This window comes from Enterocloster aldenensis (assembly GCF_003434055.1).
In the GTDB taxonomy this organism is placed as follows: Bacteria; Bacillota; Clostridia; order Lachnospirales; family Lachnospiraceae; genus Enterocloster; species Enterocloster aldenensis.
In genome coordinates this window covers 383,973-405,882 of the sequence record NZ_QVEX01000002.1, presented here as the reverse complement: position 1 = coordinate 405,882, position 21,910 = coordinate 383,973, and the positions used below count along the sequence as shown (strand labels likewise).

The window sequence follows — 21,910 nt, the reverse complement described above, 5'->3', positions numbered from 1 at the left end:
ATATGTTTCAATTATTATTCAGCGTTTCCACACTAGCTGCCACCATCCGGCTGTCCGCGCCCCTGGCCCTGGCTGCAATGGGCAGTGTGTTCGGACATAAGGCAAAGATATTCAACATCGGCCTGGAAAGCTATGTTCTTACAAGCGCGTTTTTCGCCACATGGGGAAGTTATCTGTTTGAAAATGCGTTCATGGGGCTTTTATTCGGCATCGTGGCAGGGATTGTCATGTCTGCTGTTTTCGGGACCTTTGTGCTGCATTTTAAATCAGACCCCATTGTGGTGGGCATTGCCATGAACCTGAGCTCCTGGGGGCTTACCTCCCTGCTGCTGTTCAATATATTCCATATCAGGGGTTCCATACTGGACCCAAGGATTAAGAGCTTTGGCAGTATCCACATGCCCTTCCTGGACGGGATTCCGGTGGTGGATGAAATATTCAATAACCAGAACATCCTTGTCTACATGGCATTTGCAGTGGTCATCCTTTCACAGGTCGTCATGTATAGGACGCCCTTCGGGCTGCGTCTGCGGGGCGTGGGTATCAATGACAAGGCGGTACAGACAACGGGCGTGTCCGTGGTAAAGTATAAGTGGGCAAGCCTTATCATCACAGGCGTCCTGGCAGGGGCCGCGGGCGCGTTCCTTCCGCTGAGCGGCATATCCATGTTCACGGAGAACATGTCTGCAGGCAAAGGTTTCCTGGCCGTGTCCGCGGCCCGTATCGGGAAGGGCGACCCCCTGAAATCCTTTTTTGCCTGCTTTATCTTTTCCTTTGCGGACGCGCTTTCCGTGGGCCTGCAGAGCTTTAACATACCGTCCCAGCTGGTGCTGATGGCGCCGTATGTGGTGACAATCGTGGTAATGTGCCTGACCAATTTAAACGAGCTTAAAAAGGAGGCCGTATGATACTGAAAGCAGTGGACATAAGGGATTTTGATTTTACCGGATACGGTACCTATTATAATATGACAGGGGACCGGGAACGGGTTTACAGGACATTGGGGGAGGAATTTGAGGACTATATGACAAGGACGCCGTTAATCGATACGCCAGGACATCTGGGATATACCGTGGGCATGGGCGCCCCCTATGTTTTAAAGGCCATGGAGAAACATGACCACACCCAGGAGGCGCTGTTCTGCGCCGCTGATCCGGTCATCCTTTGCGTGGCAAAAGCCAGGGGGGATGAGCCGCCCCTGGCAGAAGATGTGCGGGCCCTTATCCTGAATCCGGGGGATGTGGCTGTCCTGGACCGGAATATCTGGCATGACGCATGCCACGGCATCGGGAAGAGGACCGCCTATTATTATCTTGCTTCCCAGGGCCCCGCTCCTGCCCTGTGGGTCCGGGTGGCCGGGGACAGGGTACTGGTACAGTGTTCCGGACGCCTCAAACAGACCCCAGGCCAAGATAATCCAGCACCCGGAAGGAATACTCATAGCTGAACAAAGCCAGGCCGTCATTCATATCAATGCCGAACAAATCGGCCATTTTTCCCAGCCTGTAGAAAAAGGTGCTTTTATGAATATGCAGTTCCCCGGCAGCGGCCAGGGCATTCCGGTTCTTTGCAAGATAGATCCGGAGTGTCCTGGCGTATTCCGTGTTGGCGGTGCGGTCATATTCCGTCATCTGCGTGATGACCGGGTGGATGCTGGCGGCTAAAAGCCCGGTATCCTTATACTGACAGAAGCCATGTTCCAGATAATGTTGTTCATAATAGATGAAATGCCGGTCCTTTGGGAGGCCGGTTTTTTCATGGAGCAGGGACAGTTCCTTGACCTGCCGCCAATAGATGCTGCTCTTTGCAATATCCGTGTAAGGATAGCTGACATAAGCCTGCATGTGGTTTAACTGTAAGAAGGCAGCGAACCGGTTCCTTCCTGTTTCGCAAAACGGTTCCCCGCTGCCGCTGGGAAGCAGGACGGTCAGGTCGCCGTGGAACACCACCACCATGCAGCTTGGCAGAAGGGACAGAAGCTGTTCAAAATATCCTTTGTACGGACGCGGTTTGCGGGACGGCTCGGTGAACTTAAGGAGCAGGATTGTGTAATAGGGCATCTGGGCGCGTCCCAGCTGGATCAGGCGGCTGGCAATGTACCCGGCCCGGTCAAAATGTCCTTCCAGCAGCTCCGTAAGGAAGTACTCGTATTTCAGGCCCGTGGGATGGCGGTAACTGGAATCCTTCTGCATTTCAATGGAAAGCATCTTGGAAAATACATCAATGAATTCTAAATCATCTTCCGTGAATTCCCGCACCGTACCCCTGACACAGATATAACCCACCACGGCGTGGTGGATGCGTATGCTTTCAAATACCCATTGATAGGGATAATCGTCCAGGGCGGTTAGATACGGCACGGCGGAGGAGTAGATGTGGCGGATGATGTTCTGGTCCGCCATGTTCTGGAACAGGGAATCCTTCAGGTAAAGACGCCCGTGCCGTTCCTCCAGATTGTCCGCGTCCTTCACAACCGGGCTGGCGGCAATGACCGAGAAGCTGGTATCGCAGATGGTGACTGGGTTGCCAAGAAAGGTATGGGCCACATGGGCCATGCCTGCAATCCCGTTGTCACTGTGCAGTGACTGGAATAACTCCTCCTGCTTCAGTTTCAGCGTATAATGCCGGAAGATGACCTCCTGGATGGCGTTGAATACCTGGCAGGCATCCAGGGCTTCCCGGATGTATAAGATGCCGGGGGTGTCCGGGGGCGTATCATGCCCGGTTAACAGGATGTTCGGCAGACGGCGGAAGGGCGCTGCGGCCTGGGGGTCCCAGGCAGTGGCCCCTGTCCTGGAACATGCGACATAAAGCAGCTTGTCCCCGTATTCCGGGTCTGTTTCCTGTTCCGGTGTAAGGAAGCGCGTCCCTTCAATTTCAGTCCGTGTATGGAACTGACCGTGTACCTTCACATGGAAGGCGGTTTCCAGATGACGGACAATGGTTCCTAAGTATGCCATGTTATACCTCCAATCAGACAAATGTCTGAAAAACAGCAGATGATAGCGGATGATATCCGACTTGGAATGGATGCTTGTTAAAAAAATAACTGTTATATTTTACATAAAGTATAACAGATTTGCGGACGGGTTTCAATTCCAACCATTCATCCGTAACATCTGTTAGAAAAGACAAATCAGACAAAAGTCCAGGAGGAAAGAAAATGTCAGTAAAAGTAATGGGTATTACCGCGGGAAGAAAGGACAGCAACAGCGAGATACTGTTAAAAGAAGCGCTTATGTACTGTGAGGAGGCAGGCGCAGAGATAACCATGGTTAATCTGAAGGATTACCACATTGAAAGCTGCACGGGATGCACTTCCTGCACAAGGGGCATGGCCCAGGGGAAGAATGTGGGCTGCGTGCTGGATGCAAAGGATGATAAAAAGAAAATCATGGAGGTCATGCTGGCCCAGGACGCCGTGATTTTTTCTGCGCCAACCTATGATTTGATGCCCAATGCTGAATACCTGATATTTGCACAGAGGAGTTTAAGCTATGAAACTGCATTTTTAGAGACGATTGGTGCAATTGAACATAAGGACAGGGTTGCGGGGCTGATCTGCGCAGGCGGTTCCACCAGGGCGTGGCAGTCCATGGCCCTGGAGGCCATGCAGGCAACCATGTTTACAACCGATATGAAGGTGGTGGACATGATACTGGCCACAAGGGTGCCGGGCCGGGCGCAGTGCCTGCTGGATGAAGGGCTGATGGCACGGGCAAGGAAGATGGGCGAAAACATCATGACAGCAATCCATACACCGGCAGAAGAACGGACCTGGCTGGGGGATGAGGATATGGGCTGGTGCCCAAACTGCCATTCCAATGCCCTGGTGCTGGGGGAACCCCAGTGGGACGGGCTCCACTATCCGGTGGAATGCCAGGTCTGCGGCGCGGGCGGCAATCTGGAAAAGGCAGGGGATGGAAAATGGAAATTCATCATCCGGGAAGACGGATACCTGAAGGACCGCACCACGGTGGCTGGAAGGGCAAGGCACCTGGAGGAAATCGGCTGCACCGAAGGCGGGTTCTATGGGGATTCTGAGAAGCTGAAGCTGGTACAGGAAAGGCTTCAGAAATATAAAGACAAACAGTTTAAAAGCGTTTAGGGCAAAATGGGTTTGTGCCTTTGCACAAAAACAGGCTGTATATGTAAGGAAACATAAGGTGCAGGCATGATGTGAAGGGGTTGTGAATCCTTTATAATTTGAACCATACAGGACAATCAGGAATTCAGGTTCCATTAGGGTTTAAACGAAAAGGAGGACATATGAGTAAATTCACATATCTGGAAAGCCCCATGACCATCCGGGGAAAGGTCTACAGAAACCGCTTGATTGCAGCCCCTACCTTGTTTGCGCATTCCGTGTTTTTTCTGCCGGAGATTGCTGAAAATGTATACCGTATGGTGGAGAACCGGGCAAAAGGCGGGTTTGCCGCCGTATCCACCGGCGAGCTTCCGGTTAACAATGAAGAGGGGACCACACTGTTCATGGAACGGGCTATTGACATGGATGACTATGACGGGGAAGACTTTAAAAAGGTGAAGGAATATGCGGACCGTATCAAGAAGCACGGCGCCCTTGCCTACCTTGAGTTTTCCCACGAAGGCGCTGTGGCTGAGACAAAAGCCCCTCATGTCCCCTGGGGGCCGGACGCTTATGTCCGGGAGGACGGGGTGCAGGTTTATGCACTGAACCTGGGAATGATGGAAAAAATCTGCAACGACTACCGCAGGATATCAAAATTTGCAAAGGCCTGCGGGTTTGACGGCGTCCTGGTTCACGGAGGGCATGGGTTTAACATCCAGCAGTTTATTTCACCCTGGACCAACCACAGGACCGATGAATTCGGCGGAAGTATGGAAAACCGCGCCCGTTTTCCGAAAATGATCCTGGAAGCGGTGCGGGAAGGCATTGGGGAAGACATGATCCTGGAACTGCGCATGTCGGCAGAGGACGGTGTGGACGGCGGCATGGACATCCGGGATATGGTGGGGTTCTGCCGGGAAATCGACGGGATGGCCGACATCATCCATGTTTCCAACGGCCTTAAATGGGCGGGGAACCAGACCCAGACCTTTTCGGATTTCTTTGACGTGCACGGGGTCAATGTTGAGTTTGCAGCAAAAGTCAAGGCGGCAGTCACTAAATCAAAGGTGGCTGTCATTGGCGGGATTAATGACCCGGCTTTTGCGGACCAGGTAATCAGGGATGGAAAAGCGGATTTCATTGAACTGGGACGTCAGGGCTTTGCAGACCCGGAATTTCCGAACAAGGCATTTTCGGGAAGGGAAGACTATATACGTAAATGCGTCAGATGCTTCTCCTGCTACCCCGGTTTCTGCGAGCACAAGACCGATGTCCCCCTCTGGGAGAAAGGACTTTCCAAGGAAGAGGTTGACCGCATTTACAGCCCGGCGTCCATGGGGCGCTGCGCCATTAACCCGGATTCCGGGTTTGGATGGTATGAAGACAGGCATCCCTATCCCGCAGAAAGCAGGAAGATACTCATTGTGGGCGGCGGCGTGGGCGGCCTTCAGGCAGCAGTTACCGCGTCAAAGCGCGGACATAGGGTGACGCTTCTGGAAAAAACAGGGGAACTGGGCGGCACCATTAATTTTACGGACCAGGACGAGGATAAGGCGGATCTGAGGAACTTTAAGAACCTTCTGATCCGTGAGGCAAGGGAGAGCTGTCCGGATATCCGTATGGGTACAATCTGTTCCAGGGAAATCCTGGATGAGATAAAACCGGACGCTGTAATCATAGCGGTCGGCGCCCATCCGGTCAAACCGCCCATCAAGGGAATTGACCGGGCCATGAACGCGCTGGAGGCGTATCACGGCATGGATAGGATTGGGAAGCGGGTTGTCCTTGCCGGCGGAGGGCTGGTGGGATGCGAAGTGGGTCTTCACCTGGCAGGGCACGGCCATGATGTGACCGTGGTTGAGATGCAGGGGATGATGGCTTTTGAGACATTCGGATACTACAGAAACGCGCTTTTGGACGAGATGGATAAACGTGGCCTGAAGCAGATGTTACATACAAAGGTGCTGGAATTCACGGAAGAAGGCGTTGTGGTGGAACAGGACGGCAGGGCGGAGCTGATTCCCGCAGATACCTGCATATATTCCATGGGGATGAAGGCAGACCAGTCCGCCGTGCAGGAGATACTTAAGATGACCGGGGACATTAAGACTTATGTAATCGGTGATTGCCGCACAGCCGGAAAAGTAGGCGACGCGGTCCATGGGGGATATGAAGCAGCCATTGATATTGTATAATCCGCCCGGATAAATATGGATAAAAGAAAATGGAGGAAGAACCATGAAGAAGATGGAAACAGACATTATTGTAGCAGCTGCCGGCCTTTCCGGCCTTGCGGCAGCCATATCGGCGGCAGAGAACGGGGCCAGGGTACTGGTGTTTGAAAAGTCCGGCACCACCGGAGGCGCGGCCAACATGGGAATGGGGCCCCTGGGGGTCGGCTCCAGGATTCAGAGGGAGCACATGATTTCCCTGACCCCGGGGGAGGCATTCCGCAAGCACATGTATTTCACCCACTATCGTGTGGATGCCAGGATGGTCCGCGACTATTACTTTAAATCAGGAGATACCATTGACTGGCTGATGGACATGGGCGTGGAGTTTGCAGGCGTGCAGAGGGCTTTTGGTGCGCCGGAGGACACAAGGGCTTATTCGGACGGCGAGTTCACATGGCATGTGTGCAAGCCCGAGGGAGGCGGGATCCCCGGACCCAGGGCGGCCACGGCCATGACCAAGAAAATGACGGAAAGGGCCAAGGAACTGGGCGTGGAATTCCTCCTTGAGACGCCGGTTCATAAAATCATCATGGAGGACGGCCGCGCAGCAGGCGTGCTGGCAAAAGACAAGGACGGGGAAGAAATAGAGGCAAGGGCCAATTCCGTCATTCTTGCAACAGGCGGCTTTGGGGACAACCCGGCCATGATTAAAGAAGAAACAGGATATGAGTTCGGAAAGACCATTTTCAACTTTGCGATTCCAGGAATGAAGGGGGACGGCCTGCGTATGGCATGGGAGGCCGGCGCGGGAAAGGAACCCTGCACAATGGAACTTATGTACCAGCTTCCGGATAATATGAACCACTTTATCCTGGACGGCGCATTCCGCCAGCCATGTCTGTGGGTGAACCGCAACGGACAGAGATTCATGCCCGAGGACCAGATTGGCAATACCACTTTCACAGGCAATGCAATCACGGCACAGCCGGGCAGCGTGGCTTTTTCCATCTTTGACAGCAAGCTGCTGAAAAAGTATAAAAAGAAAGGTCCGGACATTGTAAGCCATGTGCATCCCCATGACCTGTACGACCATTTTGACGAGCAGTGGGAAAGGGACCTGGCGGATGGCTATGAACCCATAACACAGGCAGATACCCTTGAGGAACTTGCACAGAAGGCAGGAATCGACCCGGAGGGGCTGGCTGCGCAGGTGGAGGAATACAATGAGATGTGCGAAGCCGGGTTTGATGAGATATTTGAAAAAGACAGGCATTACATGCAGCCCATTGCCAAGGCGCCGTTTTATTGCTGCCGGCAGAACGTAGGCGCGTACGGCTCCCTGGGAGGCGTCAAGATTAACCACAGGACGCAGGCCATGACCCAGGAGGCAAAGGTGATTCCGGGATTGTACTGCGTTGGGACGGACGCATGCAATATTTTCGGGGACAGCTATCCATTTATCCTTGCGGGCAATACCATGGGCTTCTGCCTGAACAGCGGACGCATTGCAGGCGAAAACGCGGCGGCGGAGCTGGATGGGTTTGAGTACTGATACCAGGACATGGACGGACCGGGTCTTTGTATCCGGTCCTGAAACAGGAGTGAAAAAATGAAAATCACAATCGACGGAAAAGAAATAGAAGCAAAAGAGGGCCAGTCCGTGCTGGAGGCTGCCTTGGCCGCCAATGTTTTCATCCCCCATCTTTGCAGCCATCCGGACCTTGAAGCCAAGGGAGGCTGCCGCCTGTGCTCCGTGGAAATCGAAGGCGGCAGCGGTGCGGCGCCGGCGTGTGAAACCATGGCAAAGGATGGCATGAGGATCAGGGTCAGCGGGCCAGAGGCGGAGAAGGTGAGGAAAATGGCCATGGAGCTGATCCTGGCAACCCACCCCGCAGACTGTACGGGCTGTCCCAAATATGGCAGATGCGAACTCCAGTCCATGTACCAGTACATGGGCGTCAGCCCGGAGCGCTGGAGGAAGAAATCCAGAAGTACTGCCAATGACGACAGCAATCCCCTGATATCCCATCTGTTTACCAGATGCGTCCGCTGCGGAAGATGCATCCGCGCCTGTCAGGACCTTCGGGGCGTAAAGGTGCTGGATTATATTAAGACAGACGCAGGGGTACGGGCAGGCATTCCCGAGGGAAAGTCCTTAAAGGAAGCAGGATGCCGCTTCTGCGGGGCATGTATTGAGGTCTGTCCCACGGGTTCCATCATGGACCAGGTGAAAATCATGAAAGAAAACCGTTCCATGGCAGAAAACATCGTGCCCTGCCAAAGCACCTGTCCGGCCCATATCGATATCCCCAGGTACATACGCTATATCAGGGAAGGGGATTTTGACAAGGCGGCAGCGGTTGTCCGTGAAAAGGTACCGTTTCCTGAGACGCTGGGAAGTATCTGCAACCATGCCTGCGAGGGCGAATGCAAGAGGAATGAACTGGACGCCCCCCTTTCCGTGTGCAGGTTAAAACGGGCAGCGGCTGCAAATGACAGCGGCGCATGGAAAACACGTGTCCGCAGGGAACCGGCCACAGGAAAGAAAGCAGCTGTCATGGGCGCCGGTCCGGCCGGACTGACCGCTGCCTATTATCTGGCGAAAAAGGGACATGAGGTGACCGTGTTTGAAAAAAATCCAAAAGCCGGAGGTCAGTGCCGGTACGGAATCCCGGCGTACCGTCTGCCGGATTCGCTTTTGGACCGGGAAATCCATACCATCCTGGAAGCGGGAATTGAATTGAGGACAGACACGCAGCCACAATCCCCGGACCAGCTTTTGAAACAGGGATATGACACAGTGCTTGTGGCGGTGGGGACACACAAGGGAACCAGGCTTCCCATTGAGGGAAGCAGCCTTCCCCAGGTATATGTGAACACCGATTTCCTGAAACAGGCAAGACTTGGGACACCGCTTCCCTTAAGCGGAAGGGTCATGGTCCTTGGCGGCGGCAATGTTGCCTATGACTGTGCCAGGACAGCCCTCCGCCTGGGGGCGGAAGAGGTGCATATAGCCTGTCTGGAAAATGAACAGCAGATGACCTCCACGCCGGAAGAAATTGCGGAAGGCGCAGAAGAAGGCATCCTTCTCCATGCAGCCCATTCCTTCCTGCGCATTACGGGGACAGACCGGGTGGAGGGCGTGGAACTCCAGAAGGTAAACCGTTTTTATTTTGATGAAAACAGGAAGGCGGTCATTGAGCTGGAAGAGGGGACAAACCAGGTGATTCCTGTGGATTATGTCATATTCGCGGTTGGACAGAAGCCGGAGGGCACGGAGCAGATGGGGCTTGAGCTGACCCACGGACCCTATATCCTGGCAGACGCAAACCAGCGTACCAGCCTGGAAGGCGTATACGCGGCAGGAGACGCTGTGACCGGGACAAAATCCGTCATTGAGGCAATCGCGGCAGGACGCAGGGTAGCGGAACAGATGGATTTATATCTGGGTGGGGACGGTGATATAAGCGAGATGCTTCTGGAAAAGGAAACCCCGCCGCCATACATTGGACGGATGGAAGATTTTGCAGGACGAAAGCGCAGCCAACCCCGGACAGCACAGCCGGACCAGAGGGTGCAGGACTTTACGCCGGTGGAAGAGCCGTTCACCTGTGAGCAGGCCATGTGCGAGGCAGCCAGATGCCTTCAGTGCGACTTAAGGCTCCAGCTTACGAAACCAAAGCTGTGGAATGAATATTAAGGGGGTGTCCGCAATGAGTACATTGGAACGGATAGAGAATCTGAAAGACACAGAATGTATTGTAGATATGCTCTTAAAAGAAGTCAGGGCAAACCAATGCCAGGCCTGCGGGAAATGTGTATTCGGCTACGAAGGCATTACCCAGCTTGAACTGACCTTAAGCGACATCACGGAGAAGAAAGGGCGCAGCGGGGATCTGGACCTTATGAAGGACCTGTGTCAGGTAATGAAAACCCAGTCCCTCTGCGAGACAGGGGAGGAGATAGCAGAGGCTGTCCTCACTGCCATCCGGACCCATTTTGCGGACTTCGAGGAGCACATCGGAAAAAAAGCCTGCAAAGCAGGAGTCTGCAAAAAATTCATGACCTATCACATCCTGGCCGACAGATGCACTGGCTGCGGGGACTGTATGGATGAATGCGAAGAAGACGCCATCCAGGGAAAAGCCCGCTTTGTCCACATCATTGTCCAGGACGAATGCACCCAGTGCGGCGCCTGCCTGAACGCGTGTGATGAAGACGCAATCGTAAGGGCCGGATTGATAAAGCCGAAATGCCCAAGAAAGCCGGTTCCCTGCAGACGGTAGGCGGGATGGGGATATATGAATAAAAAGGCAGTTGAGAAAGTTATTTTCCAAGCCTTTCATTAAGGATACATGACATTTTCCCGCCGCTGTGGTAAACTGTTGGTATCTCAAATAAAAAGGCGGTAAGGGCATGTCAAAAAAGGGTTATTCCAAGGAAGAACGGGAGCAGGTAGGGCGGGACCTGCTGGAGGTGGGGCTGGAAATGCTGTCCCAGCGGGGACTGAAAGGCACCACCCTCCAGGACATCCTCCAAGCTGTTGGCATCTCCAAGCCGTTCTTTTACGGAAACTATTATACCTCCCTGGCAGAGCTGGTGATTCACATCATCAATTACGAGATCACGCTTTTGCTCCGGGAAGTACAGCAAAGCGCGGAAAACCAGGATATGGGCCTGGAAGAAACAATCCATCATTTTTTGGATATGGTCACACATAGCCGCCAGCACCATTTTTTTGTGATGACCCAAGAGGAGGAAATGTGGGTATATAAGCATTTAAGCCCGGAGGATTTTGAAACCTACCAGCAGGGTCAGGCGCGGTTTTATGAACAGGTGCTGGCCTTATGGCAGATACCCCAGGAAAAATGCACCCCCAAGGAGCTGGGCAACCTGATTCTCTCTGTCATCCTGATCTACAACTCGGCGGCCCGGTCGCTCCCGTTCTTTTTCACGGAGGAATTGGAGCGGACAGCCCAGGCCCAGGCAACCGCCCTTTCCCGGTATCTGGCCTCCCTGGCTGACACAGACGCATAACAGCCTGCGGCGCATCGTCCAAACGATGCGCCGTTTTTCTGTGTCACAGTAAAAATAAACCACCTGCTCTGCAGGTGGAGGGAATATCTCCAGATAAAAGCAAACTCCTGTGCTAAACTAGATGTAGGTCTGCAAACCACAAATAAAAAAGCACAGGAGGTCCAAAATGGACAATAATAGTTTAGCTCATAAAAATTGGGATTGCAAGTATCATCTGGTTTTTGCACCAAAATATCGTAGACAGGTAATCTATAAAGATATCAAGGCAGATGTAGGACAAATCCTTGGGACATTATGCCGAAGAAAAGGGATAGAGATAATCGAGGCACAATGCATGCCAGATCATATTCATATGCTGGTAAGCATTCCACCCAAATATTCAGTATCAGAGGTGGTGGGTTATCTCAAGGGAAAAAGTTCACTCATAATATTCGAGAAGCGTGCGAATCTAAAGTACAAGTACGGAAACCGTCATTTCTGGTGCCGTGGATATTACGTGGACACAGTAGGAAAGAATACGGCGGCAATAAAGGCATACATCCAAAATCAGATAAAAGAGGACTTGGAATATGACCAAATGTCGATAGTAGAGTACATAGACCCGTTTACGGGTGAGCCGGTGAAGAAAAACAAGAAGTAGGACTCTTAAGAGTCAGTAGGAAGTCAAAGCAAACCAGCAAGCCCCTTATGGGGCAAAGCCGGAGTAAGGAAGCACTGAACATGCCCTTTTAAGGGCAGCTGAGAATGTGGTGCAGCAGGCAGACTTTTCAGTGCGCCTTCCGGGCGCAAGCAGGTAACAGCCCCTTATAGGGGCAGAACAAGCCACCGGCTTAGCCGGTGGTCTTGACTGGTTGCTTCTGGCAGCTAAACTGAATGCCCTCTCTTTGGTATACTGCCTCCGACTACTCAATCATCCCAAGATATCTCATGATTCTTACGGAAAAATTAAAATTCATGAAATCCTCCCCTTCAATAAAACTGCAGTCCGTAATCTCTTTGATCTTCCCCATCCGGTACAGAAGCGTATTCTTATGGATATGCAGGTTTTCCGCAATTTTAGCAGGCTGTCCGGGCTGTGTCAGGTATTCCCTCAGTGTGGTCATGAAATCCGTATTTTTTTCCTGGTCATAGAAGTAAAGCTTCATAAGCCCGGGATGGATCAGGAACCGTATCTCAGAATCTTCCTTTTCATACAGCTCCAGCATCTGGTACAGATAATAATCACTGTAATAATAAATCGGCGCAGTATCCTTAAGCTTCAGGCCAAGATGGACGGAATCAATGGCCTGCCGGTAGAACCTGGGGGTGTCCTCCAGGTGCTGGTAAAAGTTGCTGATTCCGGCCTTCAGGCGGTTGGCCGTGAGATATCCGGAAAGCTGGGAAATCTCATATCCGCTCAGGTTCTGGTCCATGTCCCTGCTGATAAGGAACACAATGGTATCTTCATAAATCACATAGATGCTGCCCGCAAAAATCTGCTTCAGATGTTCCAGGATGACCTCCAGCTTCAAATCGGAAAAACTGTGGCTGACAGGAGGGATTGCCACGATATAAAAGGTTTCCTTAAGGCTGTAGCCAAGAATCTTTAACCGTTCCTTGATATCGGACACATTCTGCCTCGGATTCTTCAGCAGGTCGGCCAGGAAATAGGAATACATGACCCCTTTGTTCCTGGAATAGGCTGAATTCTTCTGTAGTTCCATGGACACCAGCTTACAGAAACGATGGAAAAAGTCCGGATCGTATTCACGGAAAGGGTGTTCGGACTCCAGCATCATCACATGCCCCACTTCCACGCCCTGGATATGCACCGCATCCACCAGCATCCCCTTTTTGACCAGGCTGTTGACAAAGTAATAGGCGGTGTCAGCCCTGCGGACCTTTTCATCCACTTTGTTGGCCCGGATGGAGCGGATGCCCTTCTCGCTGATATACCCGGACGCGCTTTCCTCCCGGAAAAAAGCATCATCCGGGACAATCCCCGCAGACATGGCAAGGTACTTGTTCTGCAGATCCACCACATAGATGGGATTGCCGAAAAGATGGGAGGCCGTATCAACCAGATACTGAAGCCCGTTTCCTGAAAACAGGGCATTGGTCAGGATATGCATGCCTGCGGTTATCTGCTGGAGCTCGGTCAGGTTTTCCAGGGTCACGTTAAACAGTTCCGCCTGCCGGATACCGGCCTCAAAATAAACAATGGTAAAAGAACTCTCCTGATACCGGGAAAAATCGATTTCCTCCCCATAACAGAACAAGGTAAACAGCTGGCCGTTGTCAGGCTCGGGCATAAGTCCGGTGGAGGTCAGATAAAGTATGGTTTCCTCAAAATGGCGCTGCCCCTCTGTCAGGATCCGTATGTTCAGCATATCGCAGCAGCTGTCCCGGTTCCCGTATATCAGCGGGCGGTATCCGGCATTTCCCAGCCTGTTTAACAAAACCTGTAATTCCATGATGTCTCCTTCTGCATTGTGCGCATGCACAAAAATGGGGTGGTGGTACAAGCCATACTTAGCCCCAAACACGATGATTACAATATCTTTATTATATATAATAATCATACAAACGTAAACAGGGAATAAGCAAAAGGAAGGAAGATGGTTATGGGTACTTTAGGAAAGTATAACAGAAGCGTCTCTATCATAGGCGTTGGCTGTACGCCATTTATGTACACGGTGGATAATCCGGAAACAAATGGACTGACAGAAGGGGAAATGTTCGGATATGCGGCATTAAAAGCAATGGAGGATGCAGGGGTCAATCCCCAGGATGTGGATTTTTATTTCCACGGCGAGGCCAGCCCGTTAAACGGCTCCAACTACCTGACGCCCAATGTGCAGGTGGCCAACTGGTTCGGGATGAAGGGAAAAGGCTCCATCCACCACTCCGAGGCATGCTGCACAGGTTATCTTGCAATCGAGCAGGCGGTCAACGCAGTGGCATCCGGGAAATACAACTGCGTCCTCACCGGAGCAGTTGAGTTCGGGGACAGCACCCCGTCGCCGGCCGATAATGTGGAAAGCCCCAAACATCCGTACAAACGGGATAAGATGACCATGGAGAAGTTCTTAAAGACCACATCCTGGTTATATGACCGCGCCTATACAAGGAGCCTGATGGCCGGCCAGGAACTGATTTATGACGATGCGGCGGAGTGGTATGTGCGCACCCGGGGGATTACGGCAGAGCAGATGAACGAGACATTGAACTGGATGTGCATCAACAACAGGCGCAATGCATCGGTCAATCCCCTTGCCATTGAAAGAAGGACATATGAATCCCTTGCAGAAGAAGCCGGGATGACCCTGGATGAATATATGAACTCACCGTATAATCCCAAAATGGGGGATTTCCTCCGGGCCGGCGGCATTGAGCTAAAATGCGACGGCGCGGCGGCAGCCATTGTATGCGCCACGGAAATGATCCCGGTCATAGCAGGGAACCTGAAGCACCGCCCGATTGAGGTGCTGGGAATCGGAAGCGCTGCCTGTGAAGCAACCACCCCCCATTTTGAAGTCCGGGCCACCGAGGAAGCCGTTCGCCAGGCATATGAGCTGACCGGCCTGTCAGGAGATGACCTGGACCTGTTCTATGCCAATGATTTCATCATCACGTCCCATCTTGTATCCGCAGAGATTGCGGGATATCTTCCTTACGGTGAAGGCTGGAAATACATCTGTGAGGGACGCACTGCATGGGACGGGGATAAGCCGATTAATACCAATGGCGGCCGTACCTCCTTTGGACATGCACATGCTGCCTCGGGTCTGGCGGATGTGTATGAGGCCTGCAAACAGATCTGGGGCGAATGCGGCGGCCATCAGGTAAAAAACCAGCCCAGGACAGCCATGCTCCGGGGCTACGGCGGGGCGCAGAACGTTGCGGCCGTATTGCTTGGCATATTGGATGAATAGCAGGAGGAGAGATGCGTTATGAGTATTAAATTAGAAAAGGTTGTGCAGACATTTTACGAAGGACTGGAAGAAGGAAAACTCTTAGGGCGCAAATGCCCCAAGTGCGGCAATGTGGAGTTTCCCCCTGTATATGCCTGCAATGCATGTGGGAATTATGAGACGGAGTGGTATGAAATCAGCGGAAAGGCCAGGCTGCATTCCATTGTATTGCCTGCAGCCCTTTCTTCCAAACCGGAATACAAGCAGTTAGGAAAATATGCGTACGGTGAAGTTGAATTGGAGGAAGGCACAAAATTAAACGCAGTTGTCCGGGGCATCAGCAAAAAGAACAGGAAGGAACTTTCAGAAAAGCTTCCCCTGAACTGCCATGCGGCAATCTTACGGAGGGAAGGCGGATTTAAGACCGTTGTATTTGATTTGGACGAAGCGTAAATAAAAACATGGAATCCGAAACGGACCAGATGTAAATAAAAATTATAGAGGGAGAATGAAAATGGACAGAAAAGAATTGGAAACACAGGTACTTAACATGGTTGCAATGTCATACAAACAGGATATCAACGACCTTTCCGTATCAACATCCTTTAAGGAGGATTTAGGCGGAGCCTCCGTACAGATGGTTGCCCTTGTATCTGAGATTGAAAATGAACTGGACGTGGAAATCATGCTTTCAGAAGCCAGCGCCTGCGCCACCGTCAAAGACCTGACAGACCTGATTGAGAAGGAAATGTAGGACGGATTTAGCCAATCCGGCCGAAAGGAGCAATAATGGGATTACTTGAACAGATTTATGAAAAAGCAAAGGAAAATCCCCAGAGGATAGCATTTCCGGAAGCAGTCAATGAAAAGATGATGCAGGCAGCCTATGAGACGGGCAAAGAGGGATATATCATTCCCGTGCTTGTGGGATATGCCGATGAAATCAGGGAAGCATTATCCTCCAAAGGATATGAGGAAGATATTTTCACAATCGTGGATATCAGGGAAGAGACGTATAAAAAGAAGCTCATAGACCGGTACGTGGCCCTGCCCCAAACCCTGTTAAAAGAAAAGGCCTTAAACCGCCGCATGCAGAATCCGCTGTATTATGCCATGGTCATGGAAGCAGTGGGCGAGGCGGATGTAACATTTGCGGGGATTGACAATACCACCGGGGATGTGCTGCTGGCCGGGCAGATGGTCATTGGCCTGAAACCGGGAATCAGCACCATCTCAAGCATCGGGTTATGCGACATCCCTGGATTTAAGGGAAGTGAAGGAAGCCTTCTTGCAATCGGGGACAGCGCTGTGTGCGCCAACCCGGATTCCGGTCAGCTGGCCGGAATCTCTGTCTCTGCCTGCGACACGGTCAGGGAACTTCTAGGCTGGGAGCCAAGATGCGCCATGGTCAGCTATTCCACCCTGGGAAGCGGACAGGGGGAGCTGGTGGATAAAGTGACGGAGGCGGTCAGGATTGCCAATGAACAGAGGCCGGAGCTTGCCATTGACGGAGAATTCCAGTTTGACGCGGCGGTATCGCCGGCAGTGGCCGCTAAAAAGGTGCACAGAGACAGCAGGGTTGCGGGAAAAGCCAATGTGATTATCTGGCCGGACCTGAACGTGGGCAATGTGGGTGTGAAGCTGATACAGCAGTTCGGCCACGCAGATGCCTACGGCCCAATGCTCCAGGGGTTCAACAAAGTGGTGTGCGACTGCTCCAGAGGCGCCCCTGTATCCGAGATTAAGGGTAATATCGTAATCAGCGCGGTAAGGGCCGCGGGTAGTAAAAGGCAGGAGGAACCAGCATGAAACCGTACAAAGTACTGACCATCAATCCCGGGTCCACCTCAACCAAGATTGCTTTGTTTGAGGGGGAGGAATGCCTGTATTCCCAGACTGTCTCCCATGAGGCCAAAGAGCTTGAACAGTATGCATCCATGTCAGAGCAGCTGCCCTACCGCAGGGACACGGTTTTAACCCTTTTAAAGGAAGCTGGCATAGGACTTGAGGAAGTGGACGTATTCGTGGGACGGGGCGGAGGCCTGATTGCCATGGAAGGCGGAACCTACGGGGTGACGGACCTGATGCTGGAGCACGCCAGGACATGCGCCAACGGCGTCATCCATCCTGCTGCCCTGGGTTCGCAGCTGGCCCATGAGTTTGCCCAGGCCTACGGCGCAAAAGCAATGGTGGTAAACCCGCCGGATGTGGATGAACTTCAGGACCTTGCCCGTATGACAGGTATCAGGGGCGTGCACCGCATCATCCACCTCCATGCCCTGAACCTGAAGGAAACCGCCATCCGGCACAGTAAAAACGTGATGAAGAAGCCGTATGCGGAATGCAGGTATGTGGTATGCCATATAGGCGGCGGCATTTCCATATCCGCCCATGAAAAAGGACGGATGATAGACGGGTACGATATTGTGGGAGGAGAAGGCCCCATGGCCCCAACCAGATGCGGAAGCATTTCCGTGACAAACCTTCTGGAATATATGAAAATGAACCAGGCGAGTCTGGAAGATGTGAAAAAACTCTGTACCAGGACAGGCGGTTTTGTGAATCATATGGGGATTTCCGACGCCTTTGAACTGACGGAGCGGGCCAAGGCAGGGGACCGGTATGCAGGGCTTCTCTGGGACAGCATGATATACCAGATTGAAAAATGCATCGGGGCCATGGCGGCAGTGCTTCACGGGCAGGTGGACGGCATCCTGCTGGGAGGCGGCATGGTACATAACCAGGATCTTGTAGGGCAGCTAACAGATGCCTGTTCCTTCATCGCCCCTGTGACCGCTTATCCGGGCGAGTTTGAGATGGAGGCCATGGCGGCCGGAGCCATCCGCGTGATGGAAGGCGAGGAAGAGCTGAAGACGTATACCGGAACGCCTGTCTGGGATGGTTTTGACTGGGAGTGAGGGGTGATGGAAGAAAAGTGCATGGAAGAAAAGTACATGGAAAAGAAGTACATGGAAAAGAAGGTCATGGAGGAGAAGCGCATGGGAAGAAATGGCATGGAAAAGAAATGCGTGGAAGAAAGAAATATGGAAGACAAGCAAAAGAAGACAGTCAATATGCTGACCCTGGCTTTCGGTATTGCGTTCATGCCTCCAATCTGGGCCGTGCTGGCCCCTTTCATAGGGATTGGCACCGGCTCGGTGGCCCTGATCTGCGCCGGGCTTTTTGTGGCCAATGGGAACAGGCGGCAGGACACCGTGAAAATCTCCGTCGGTTTCCTGTTGGGCGATTTGTGGGCCTATATTGCGGTCTGGGTGATGGAAACCCTGCAGTGGAATCCCAATGTGGAACTGTATGTCACATTATTCGTCATGGGAGGGCTGGCAGTGATCGTCAGCGAGACATTTTCAAGTATGATATACACGCCCGCCTGGCTGTGCGGATGGGCCATCGGCCTGACCATCATGGGCCCCATGCAAGTGGATGGAATAGGGACCCTGCCAATCCAGATTGGCGTGGCAATGCTGGTGGGCGTGATTTACGTCGGTGTGGGCGTGGATGCGTTCCAGGGAATGCTGGTGCGCAGGCTGGGATGCGGAGACGGCGGGAACGGAGTACCAGACACACACTAAAATATCATTGGTCATGTAAGGTGTATCCATGCGTTTAGTCAGGATAAGTAATGCAGATGCAGCGGATTGCATGCGCCGCATATGGGGAGTTTTATGTATGGACTGAAAAAGACAGAAGTCACCTGTATATGTGACAATGTATATGTCATTACAGACCGGGCAGGGTGCTGCGTGAACCTGGTTACGGGTAAGGAAAAAGCCCTGGTTTTTGATACGGGTTCAGGTACGGATGATATCCATGGACTGGTGCGCGGGATTACAGGGCTGCCTCTTGTGGTAATCAACAGCCATGGGCATTTTGACCATATTGGGGGAAATGGCCGGTTTGACACAGTCTACATGCACCCGGATGATTTTGTGGTGCTGGAATCCTATACGGCAGAGCTCCTTGGGCAGTGGAGGCGGGAACTGCTCCCTGGACAGGCTGGCTTGTGCCAGCCTTTTGAAGCCGAAACGTGGCATGGGCAGTGGGATAATATGAAAGCCCTGTATTTTGACACATTCAATCTGGGAGAGCTGGAATGCAGGATCATACCATTGATGGGACATTCAAAGGGGTCCATCGGCATATGGATACCAAAGCTCCGTTTACTGCTGTCCGGGGATGCCCTTACGCCTGTCATGTGCCTTATATTCCAAAACCATACGTCGGTTGAAACACAGTACAATACGCTGCAATGTGTGAAGGATTTGGATTTTGATCATTATCTTACGTCCCACCACAACCAATGTTTTCCCAGGCAGACCATAGACCGGCTGCTGCGGTGCATTGAAAACAGCAGGAAGGGGAAATGGCATCTTTACCAGTATCCCTATCCTCCTTATGCAAAGGGGAAACTATATTTGGACTCCATGGAAGGGGAGCCGGTGGCGCTGATATGTGAAGCTGATAAGGGGCATTGCTGATACATCATAACTGTTTGGGAAGGTCAGGACACGTTTGAAGATTTCATTGAAACATTTTTCTGCCATCCGTGCATCCCGCATAGCGGGGCATGAAGGAAGCGTAAAGCGCCCGGCCGTAAATAAATATATGGATGACATCCGATGGCCTTAGATGTATAATAAGACCCTGAAGGAGAGGATTTTATCCATGAAGAGCAAATTGCAGACAGGATTGGCAAGGCTTTGTTCCAAGTTTATGGATGCTTTGCCAATCATATTATTTTTTCTGTTTTTATTCTATTCTGTTATTCTGATATTCGGGATTTCACATGTGATTCTTGTGTCAGTGGTTACCATACTGTTCAAAATGAATTACCGGAGGTATATGACAGCCAGGCAGCTTATGGGGCTGGCCGGGACGCAGCTGCTGATGGCCCTGCTCAGTTTCCTTGCAACCCTGAACCTGCCGCTCTGCATCATATTGAACCTGACCGTGCCGTTCCTGCTTGTGTTCCTCCAGTCGTCGCAGTTTAACCAGCTGGGCTACTATACCGGGGCCATGTGTTTTACGTTCCTGCAGCTGCGCCCGGTGGGATGGCAGGGCCTGGCCGTGCGGATGACGGCGCTGGCTTACGGGCTGGCCGTCATGACCGCGGTTCTGTATGTCTGTTCAAGAAGGGGAAGGAAAGAGGATGATTTCGCCCTGGCGAAAAAGGGGCTTCTGCTGCTTGCGGCCGTCCTCCGTTCTGCTGCAGGCACTGATCCTGAAGGGGGCAAGAGGCAGGCGGACAGCCTGTTTCCCATCCTTCAGGGACTTTACAAAGAAGCGTATAAAAGCCGGGGCCTGACCAATGTGGTCAATGCCCGGGGCAGGATTCAGTACATGTTCGGGCTGCTGTTCCAGCGGTCTGCTTATTTCCTTACCAATCCATACCAGGAATGTACCCTGGCTGATGAAAGCTGCCAGGGCATCATCCTGCGTCTTGCCGGGTATATGGAGGCCATGGGAAAGGAAGGGTTTCAGAAGGGAGGCAGTGGAACATACAGCATCCAGGCGTTTATGGAACAGGGGAAGGAGCTCCTTGCAGAAGCAGGGGGCAGGGAGGAGGCCCCTTACATATTCGTGCGCAGCTTCCTTGGGCTTGTGCTTCTTATCCTGGAGAATCTGCGCAGGATAGATGAAAATGTCCCTTCTCCCGGCTGGAAGCTGCCGGTGTACCGCCGCCCGATCCGAAGATTATTCTGCCATATGAGGACGGACACCTTTGAAACACGTTTCGCACTGCGACTGAGCGTGGTCCTGACAGCCGGTTTTGCCTACAGCATGATGAGCCAGGCCAATCACGGTTACTGGCTTGCGCTGAACGCGTTCCTGCTGCTGCGCCCCATGTATGAAGACAGCGCCTCCCGCATGAAGTCGCGTTTCATCGGCACCGTGGCAGGGTGCCTGCTGCTGCAGCTGCTTCTGCCCATGTTCCATGGGACCGGATGGCACTTTGTGCTGGCCACGGTCATGGCAGTGGGCCTGTATATGGAGACAGCCGGAACGTGGCAGCAGGCCCTCTATTCCACCTGCTTTGCCCTGACACTCACCACCATGGCCCTGCCCCAGACCCTGGCGGCAGAGCTGCGGTTCCTGTATGTGGTGACTGCCATATTGATGGTGCTGGCCGCAAACCGGTTCTTTTTCCCCACCAGTTTAAAGAGCCAGTTCGCCTATAACATGAACCAGCTGATCCACATACACCAGGTATATCTCAGGCTTTTGGGGCGCAGCCTGAAAATGCCCCTGGATTACGGCGTTATCTGTGATATACAGATCCACTACCATCTTGTCCACGACCAGATCCAGGAATATCTGAAAAAAGCCGGACATGAGAAGGAGGGATTTATCAGGGAAATGCTCTGGATTTCCTGGTACATGGTTTCTGAGGCAGAGCAGATGCTGTACCTGATTAACAGCCGGAAGATAAGCACCATGGACAATGGACAGATGGATGATTACCTTATGTTCACGGCCTGCATCATCAGTGACATACAGAAGCGGTTAAACATGCGGGCAGACCATGTGCCGGCAGCAGAGGAATCCATGACCTACAGACGGTCCATGAAAGGGGAGGAACAGCTGTCTGATTTGATGGGGCAGTATTCCAAACAGGTATCCAGGCTGTACCTGTGCGTATGCAGGCATCCGGGGGCTTTTATATAAAACAATGCCTCTTTTTACCTTATTTTAATACA

Annotated in this window: 19 protein-coding genes; 17 read left to right on the top strand and 2 right to left on the bottom strand. The window is 52.3% G+C overall.

The annotated features are described in order from the left end of the window. The first annotated feature begins 2 nt into the window (after positions 1–2). Together DWX59_RS08265 and DWX59_RS08260 are read left to right on the top strand one after the other, a co-directional pair. Complete coding sequence (locus DWX59_RS08265; RefSeq protein WP_117557931.1) at positions 3–908, top strand: ABC transporter permease; 906 nt, start codon at positions 3–5, stop codon at positions 906–908. After that, positions 905–1,447 (top strand): ureidoglycolate lyase, encoded by a 543-nt coding sequence (locus tag DWX59_RS08260; RefSeq protein WP_117557929.1) that lies wholly within the window; start codon positions 905–907, stop codon positions 1,445–1,447. Before DWX59_RS08265 ends, DWX59_RS08260 begins: the two co-directional genes overlap by 4 nt. Here the strand turns inward: DWX59_RS08260 and DWX59_RS08255 are convergent. Continuing rightward, complete coding sequence (locus DWX59_RS08255) at positions 1,392–2,960, bottom strand: PucR family transcriptional regulator (protein WP_117557927.1); 1,569 nt, start codon at positions 2,958–2,960, stop codon at positions 1,392–1,394. The genes DWX59_RS08260 and DWX59_RS08255 overlap by 56 nt on opposite strands. A 203-nt stretch (positions 2,961–3,163) precedes the next feature. On the opposite strand from DWX59_RS08255, the gene DWX59_RS08250 reads away from it, so the two are divergent. The 7 genes from DWX59_RS08250 (at position 3,164) to tnpA (ending at position 11,941) form a co-directional block, all read left to right on the top strand. Continuing rightward, the gene (locus DWX59_RS08250) at positions 3,164–4,108 is read left to right on the top strand and encodes a flavodoxin family protein (protein WP_117557926.1); all 945 of its coding nucleotides are present in this window, start codon (positions 3,164–3,166) and stop codon (positions 4,106–4,108) included. Positions 4,109–4,269: 161 nt separating this feature from the next. Continuing rightward, complete coding sequence (locus DWX59_RS08245; RefSeq protein ID WP_117557924.1) at positions 4,270–6,285, top strand: oxidoreductase; 2,016 nt, start codon at positions 4,270–4,272, stop codon at positions 6,283–6,285. 43 nt (positions 6,286–6,328) lie between these two features. After that, complete coding sequence (locus tag DWX59_RS08240; protein ID WP_117557922.1) at positions 6,329–7,816, top strand: FAD-dependent oxidoreductase; 1,488 nt, start codon at positions 6,329–6,331, stop codon at positions 7,814–7,816. 57 nt (positions 7,817–7,873) lie between these two features. Next, positions 7,874–9,964: an FAD-dependent oxidoreductase gene (locus DWX59_RS08235; protein ID WP_117557920.1), complete on the top strand. Its 2,091-nt coding sequence runs from the start codon at positions 7,874–7,876 to the stop codon at positions 9,962–9,964. A gap of 13 nt (positions 9,965–9,977) precedes the next feature. Next, a complete protein-coding gene (locus DWX59_RS08230; protein ID WP_117557918.1) occupies positions 9,978–10,550 on the top strand; it encodes an NADH-ubiquinone oxidoreductase-F iron-sulfur binding region domain-containing protein in 573 nt (190 codons plus the stop codon). A 130-nt stretch (positions 10,551–10,680) separates the two neighbouring features. Further along, on the top strand, positions 10,681–11,301 hold the full coding sequence (locus DWX59_RS08225) for a TetR/AcrR family transcriptional regulator (RefSeq protein WP_117557917.1): 621 nt from the start codon (positions 10,681–10,683) through the stop codon (positions 11,299–11,301). A 166-nt stretch (positions 11,302–11,467) separates the two neighbouring features. Then, on the top strand, positions 11,468–11,941 hold the full coding sequence (tnpA, locus tag DWX59_RS08220) for an IS200/IS605 family transposase (protein ID WP_117557915.1): 474 nt from the start codon (positions 11,468–11,470) through the stop codon (positions 11,939–11,941). Positions 11,942–12,203: 262 nt separating this feature from the next. Here the strand turns inward: tnpA and DWX59_RS08215 are convergent, their stop codons facing one another. Continuing rightward, positions 12,204–13,754 (bottom strand): PucR family transcriptional regulator, encoded by a 1,551-nt coding sequence (locus tag DWX59_RS08215; protein ID WP_117557913.1) that lies wholly within the window; start codon positions 13,752–13,754, stop codon positions 12,204–12,206. Positions 13,755–13,904: 150 nt separating this feature from the next. Here DWX59_RS08215 and DWX59_RS08210 point away from each other — a divergent pair, with 150 nt between their 5' ends. From DWX59_RS08210 to DWX59_RS08175, 8 genes are all read left to right on the top strand, one after another. Continuing rightward, positions 13,905–15,215, top strand: coding sequence for a thiolase family protein (locus DWX59_RS08210; RefSeq protein ID WP_117557911.1), 1,311 nt, complete (start codon positions 13,905–13,907; stop codon positions 15,213–15,215). 18 nt (positions 15,216–15,233) lie between these two features. Further along, complete coding sequence (locus DWX59_RS08205; RefSeq protein WP_117557909.1) at positions 15,234–15,647, top strand: Zn-ribbon domain-containing OB-fold protein; 414 nt, start codon at positions 15,234–15,236, stop codon at positions 15,645–15,647. A gap of 61 nt (positions 15,648–15,708) precedes the next feature. After that, positions 15,709–15,948: an acyl carrier protein gene (locus DWX59_RS08200; protein WP_117557907.1), complete on the top strand. Its 240-nt coding sequence runs from the start codon at positions 15,709–15,711 to the stop codon at positions 15,946–15,948. Between the two features lie 35 nt (positions 15,949–15,983). Continuing rightward, a complete protein-coding gene (locus DWX59_RS08195; RefSeq protein WP_117557905.1) occupies positions 15,984–17,003 on the top strand; it encodes a phosphate acyltransferase in 1,020 nt (339 codons plus the stop codon). Continuing rightward, positions 17,000–18,112, top strand: a complete 1,113-nt coding sequence (gene buk, locus DWX59_RS08190; protein ID WP_117557903.1) for a butyrate kinase — start codon at positions 17,000–17,002, stop codon at positions 18,110–18,112. Before DWX59_RS08195 ends, buk begins: the two co-directional genes overlap by 4 nt. Positions 18,113–18,118: 6 nt before the next feature. Beyond that, a complete protein-coding gene (locus tag DWX59_RS08185; protein ID WP_330668581.1) occupies positions 18,119–18,784 on the top strand; it encodes a DUF1097 domain-containing protein in 666 nt (221 codons plus the stop codon). 81 nt (positions 18,785–18,865) lie between these two features. Then, positions 18,866–19,690 carry an MBL fold metallo-hydrolase gene (locus tag DWX59_RS08180; RefSeq protein WP_235844965.1) on the top strand — a complete coding sequence of 275 codons (825 nt, stop codon included), beginning with the start codon at positions 18,866–18,868 and terminating at the stop codon, positions 19,688–19,690. 187 nt (positions 19,691–19,877) lie between these two features. Then, positions 19,878–21,878, top strand: coding sequence for an FUSC family protein (locus DWX59_RS08175; RefSeq protein ID WP_235844962.1), 2,001 nt, complete (start codon positions 19,878–19,880; stop codon positions 21,876–21,878). The last annotated feature ends 32 nt before the right edge of the window (positions 21,879–21,910 follow it).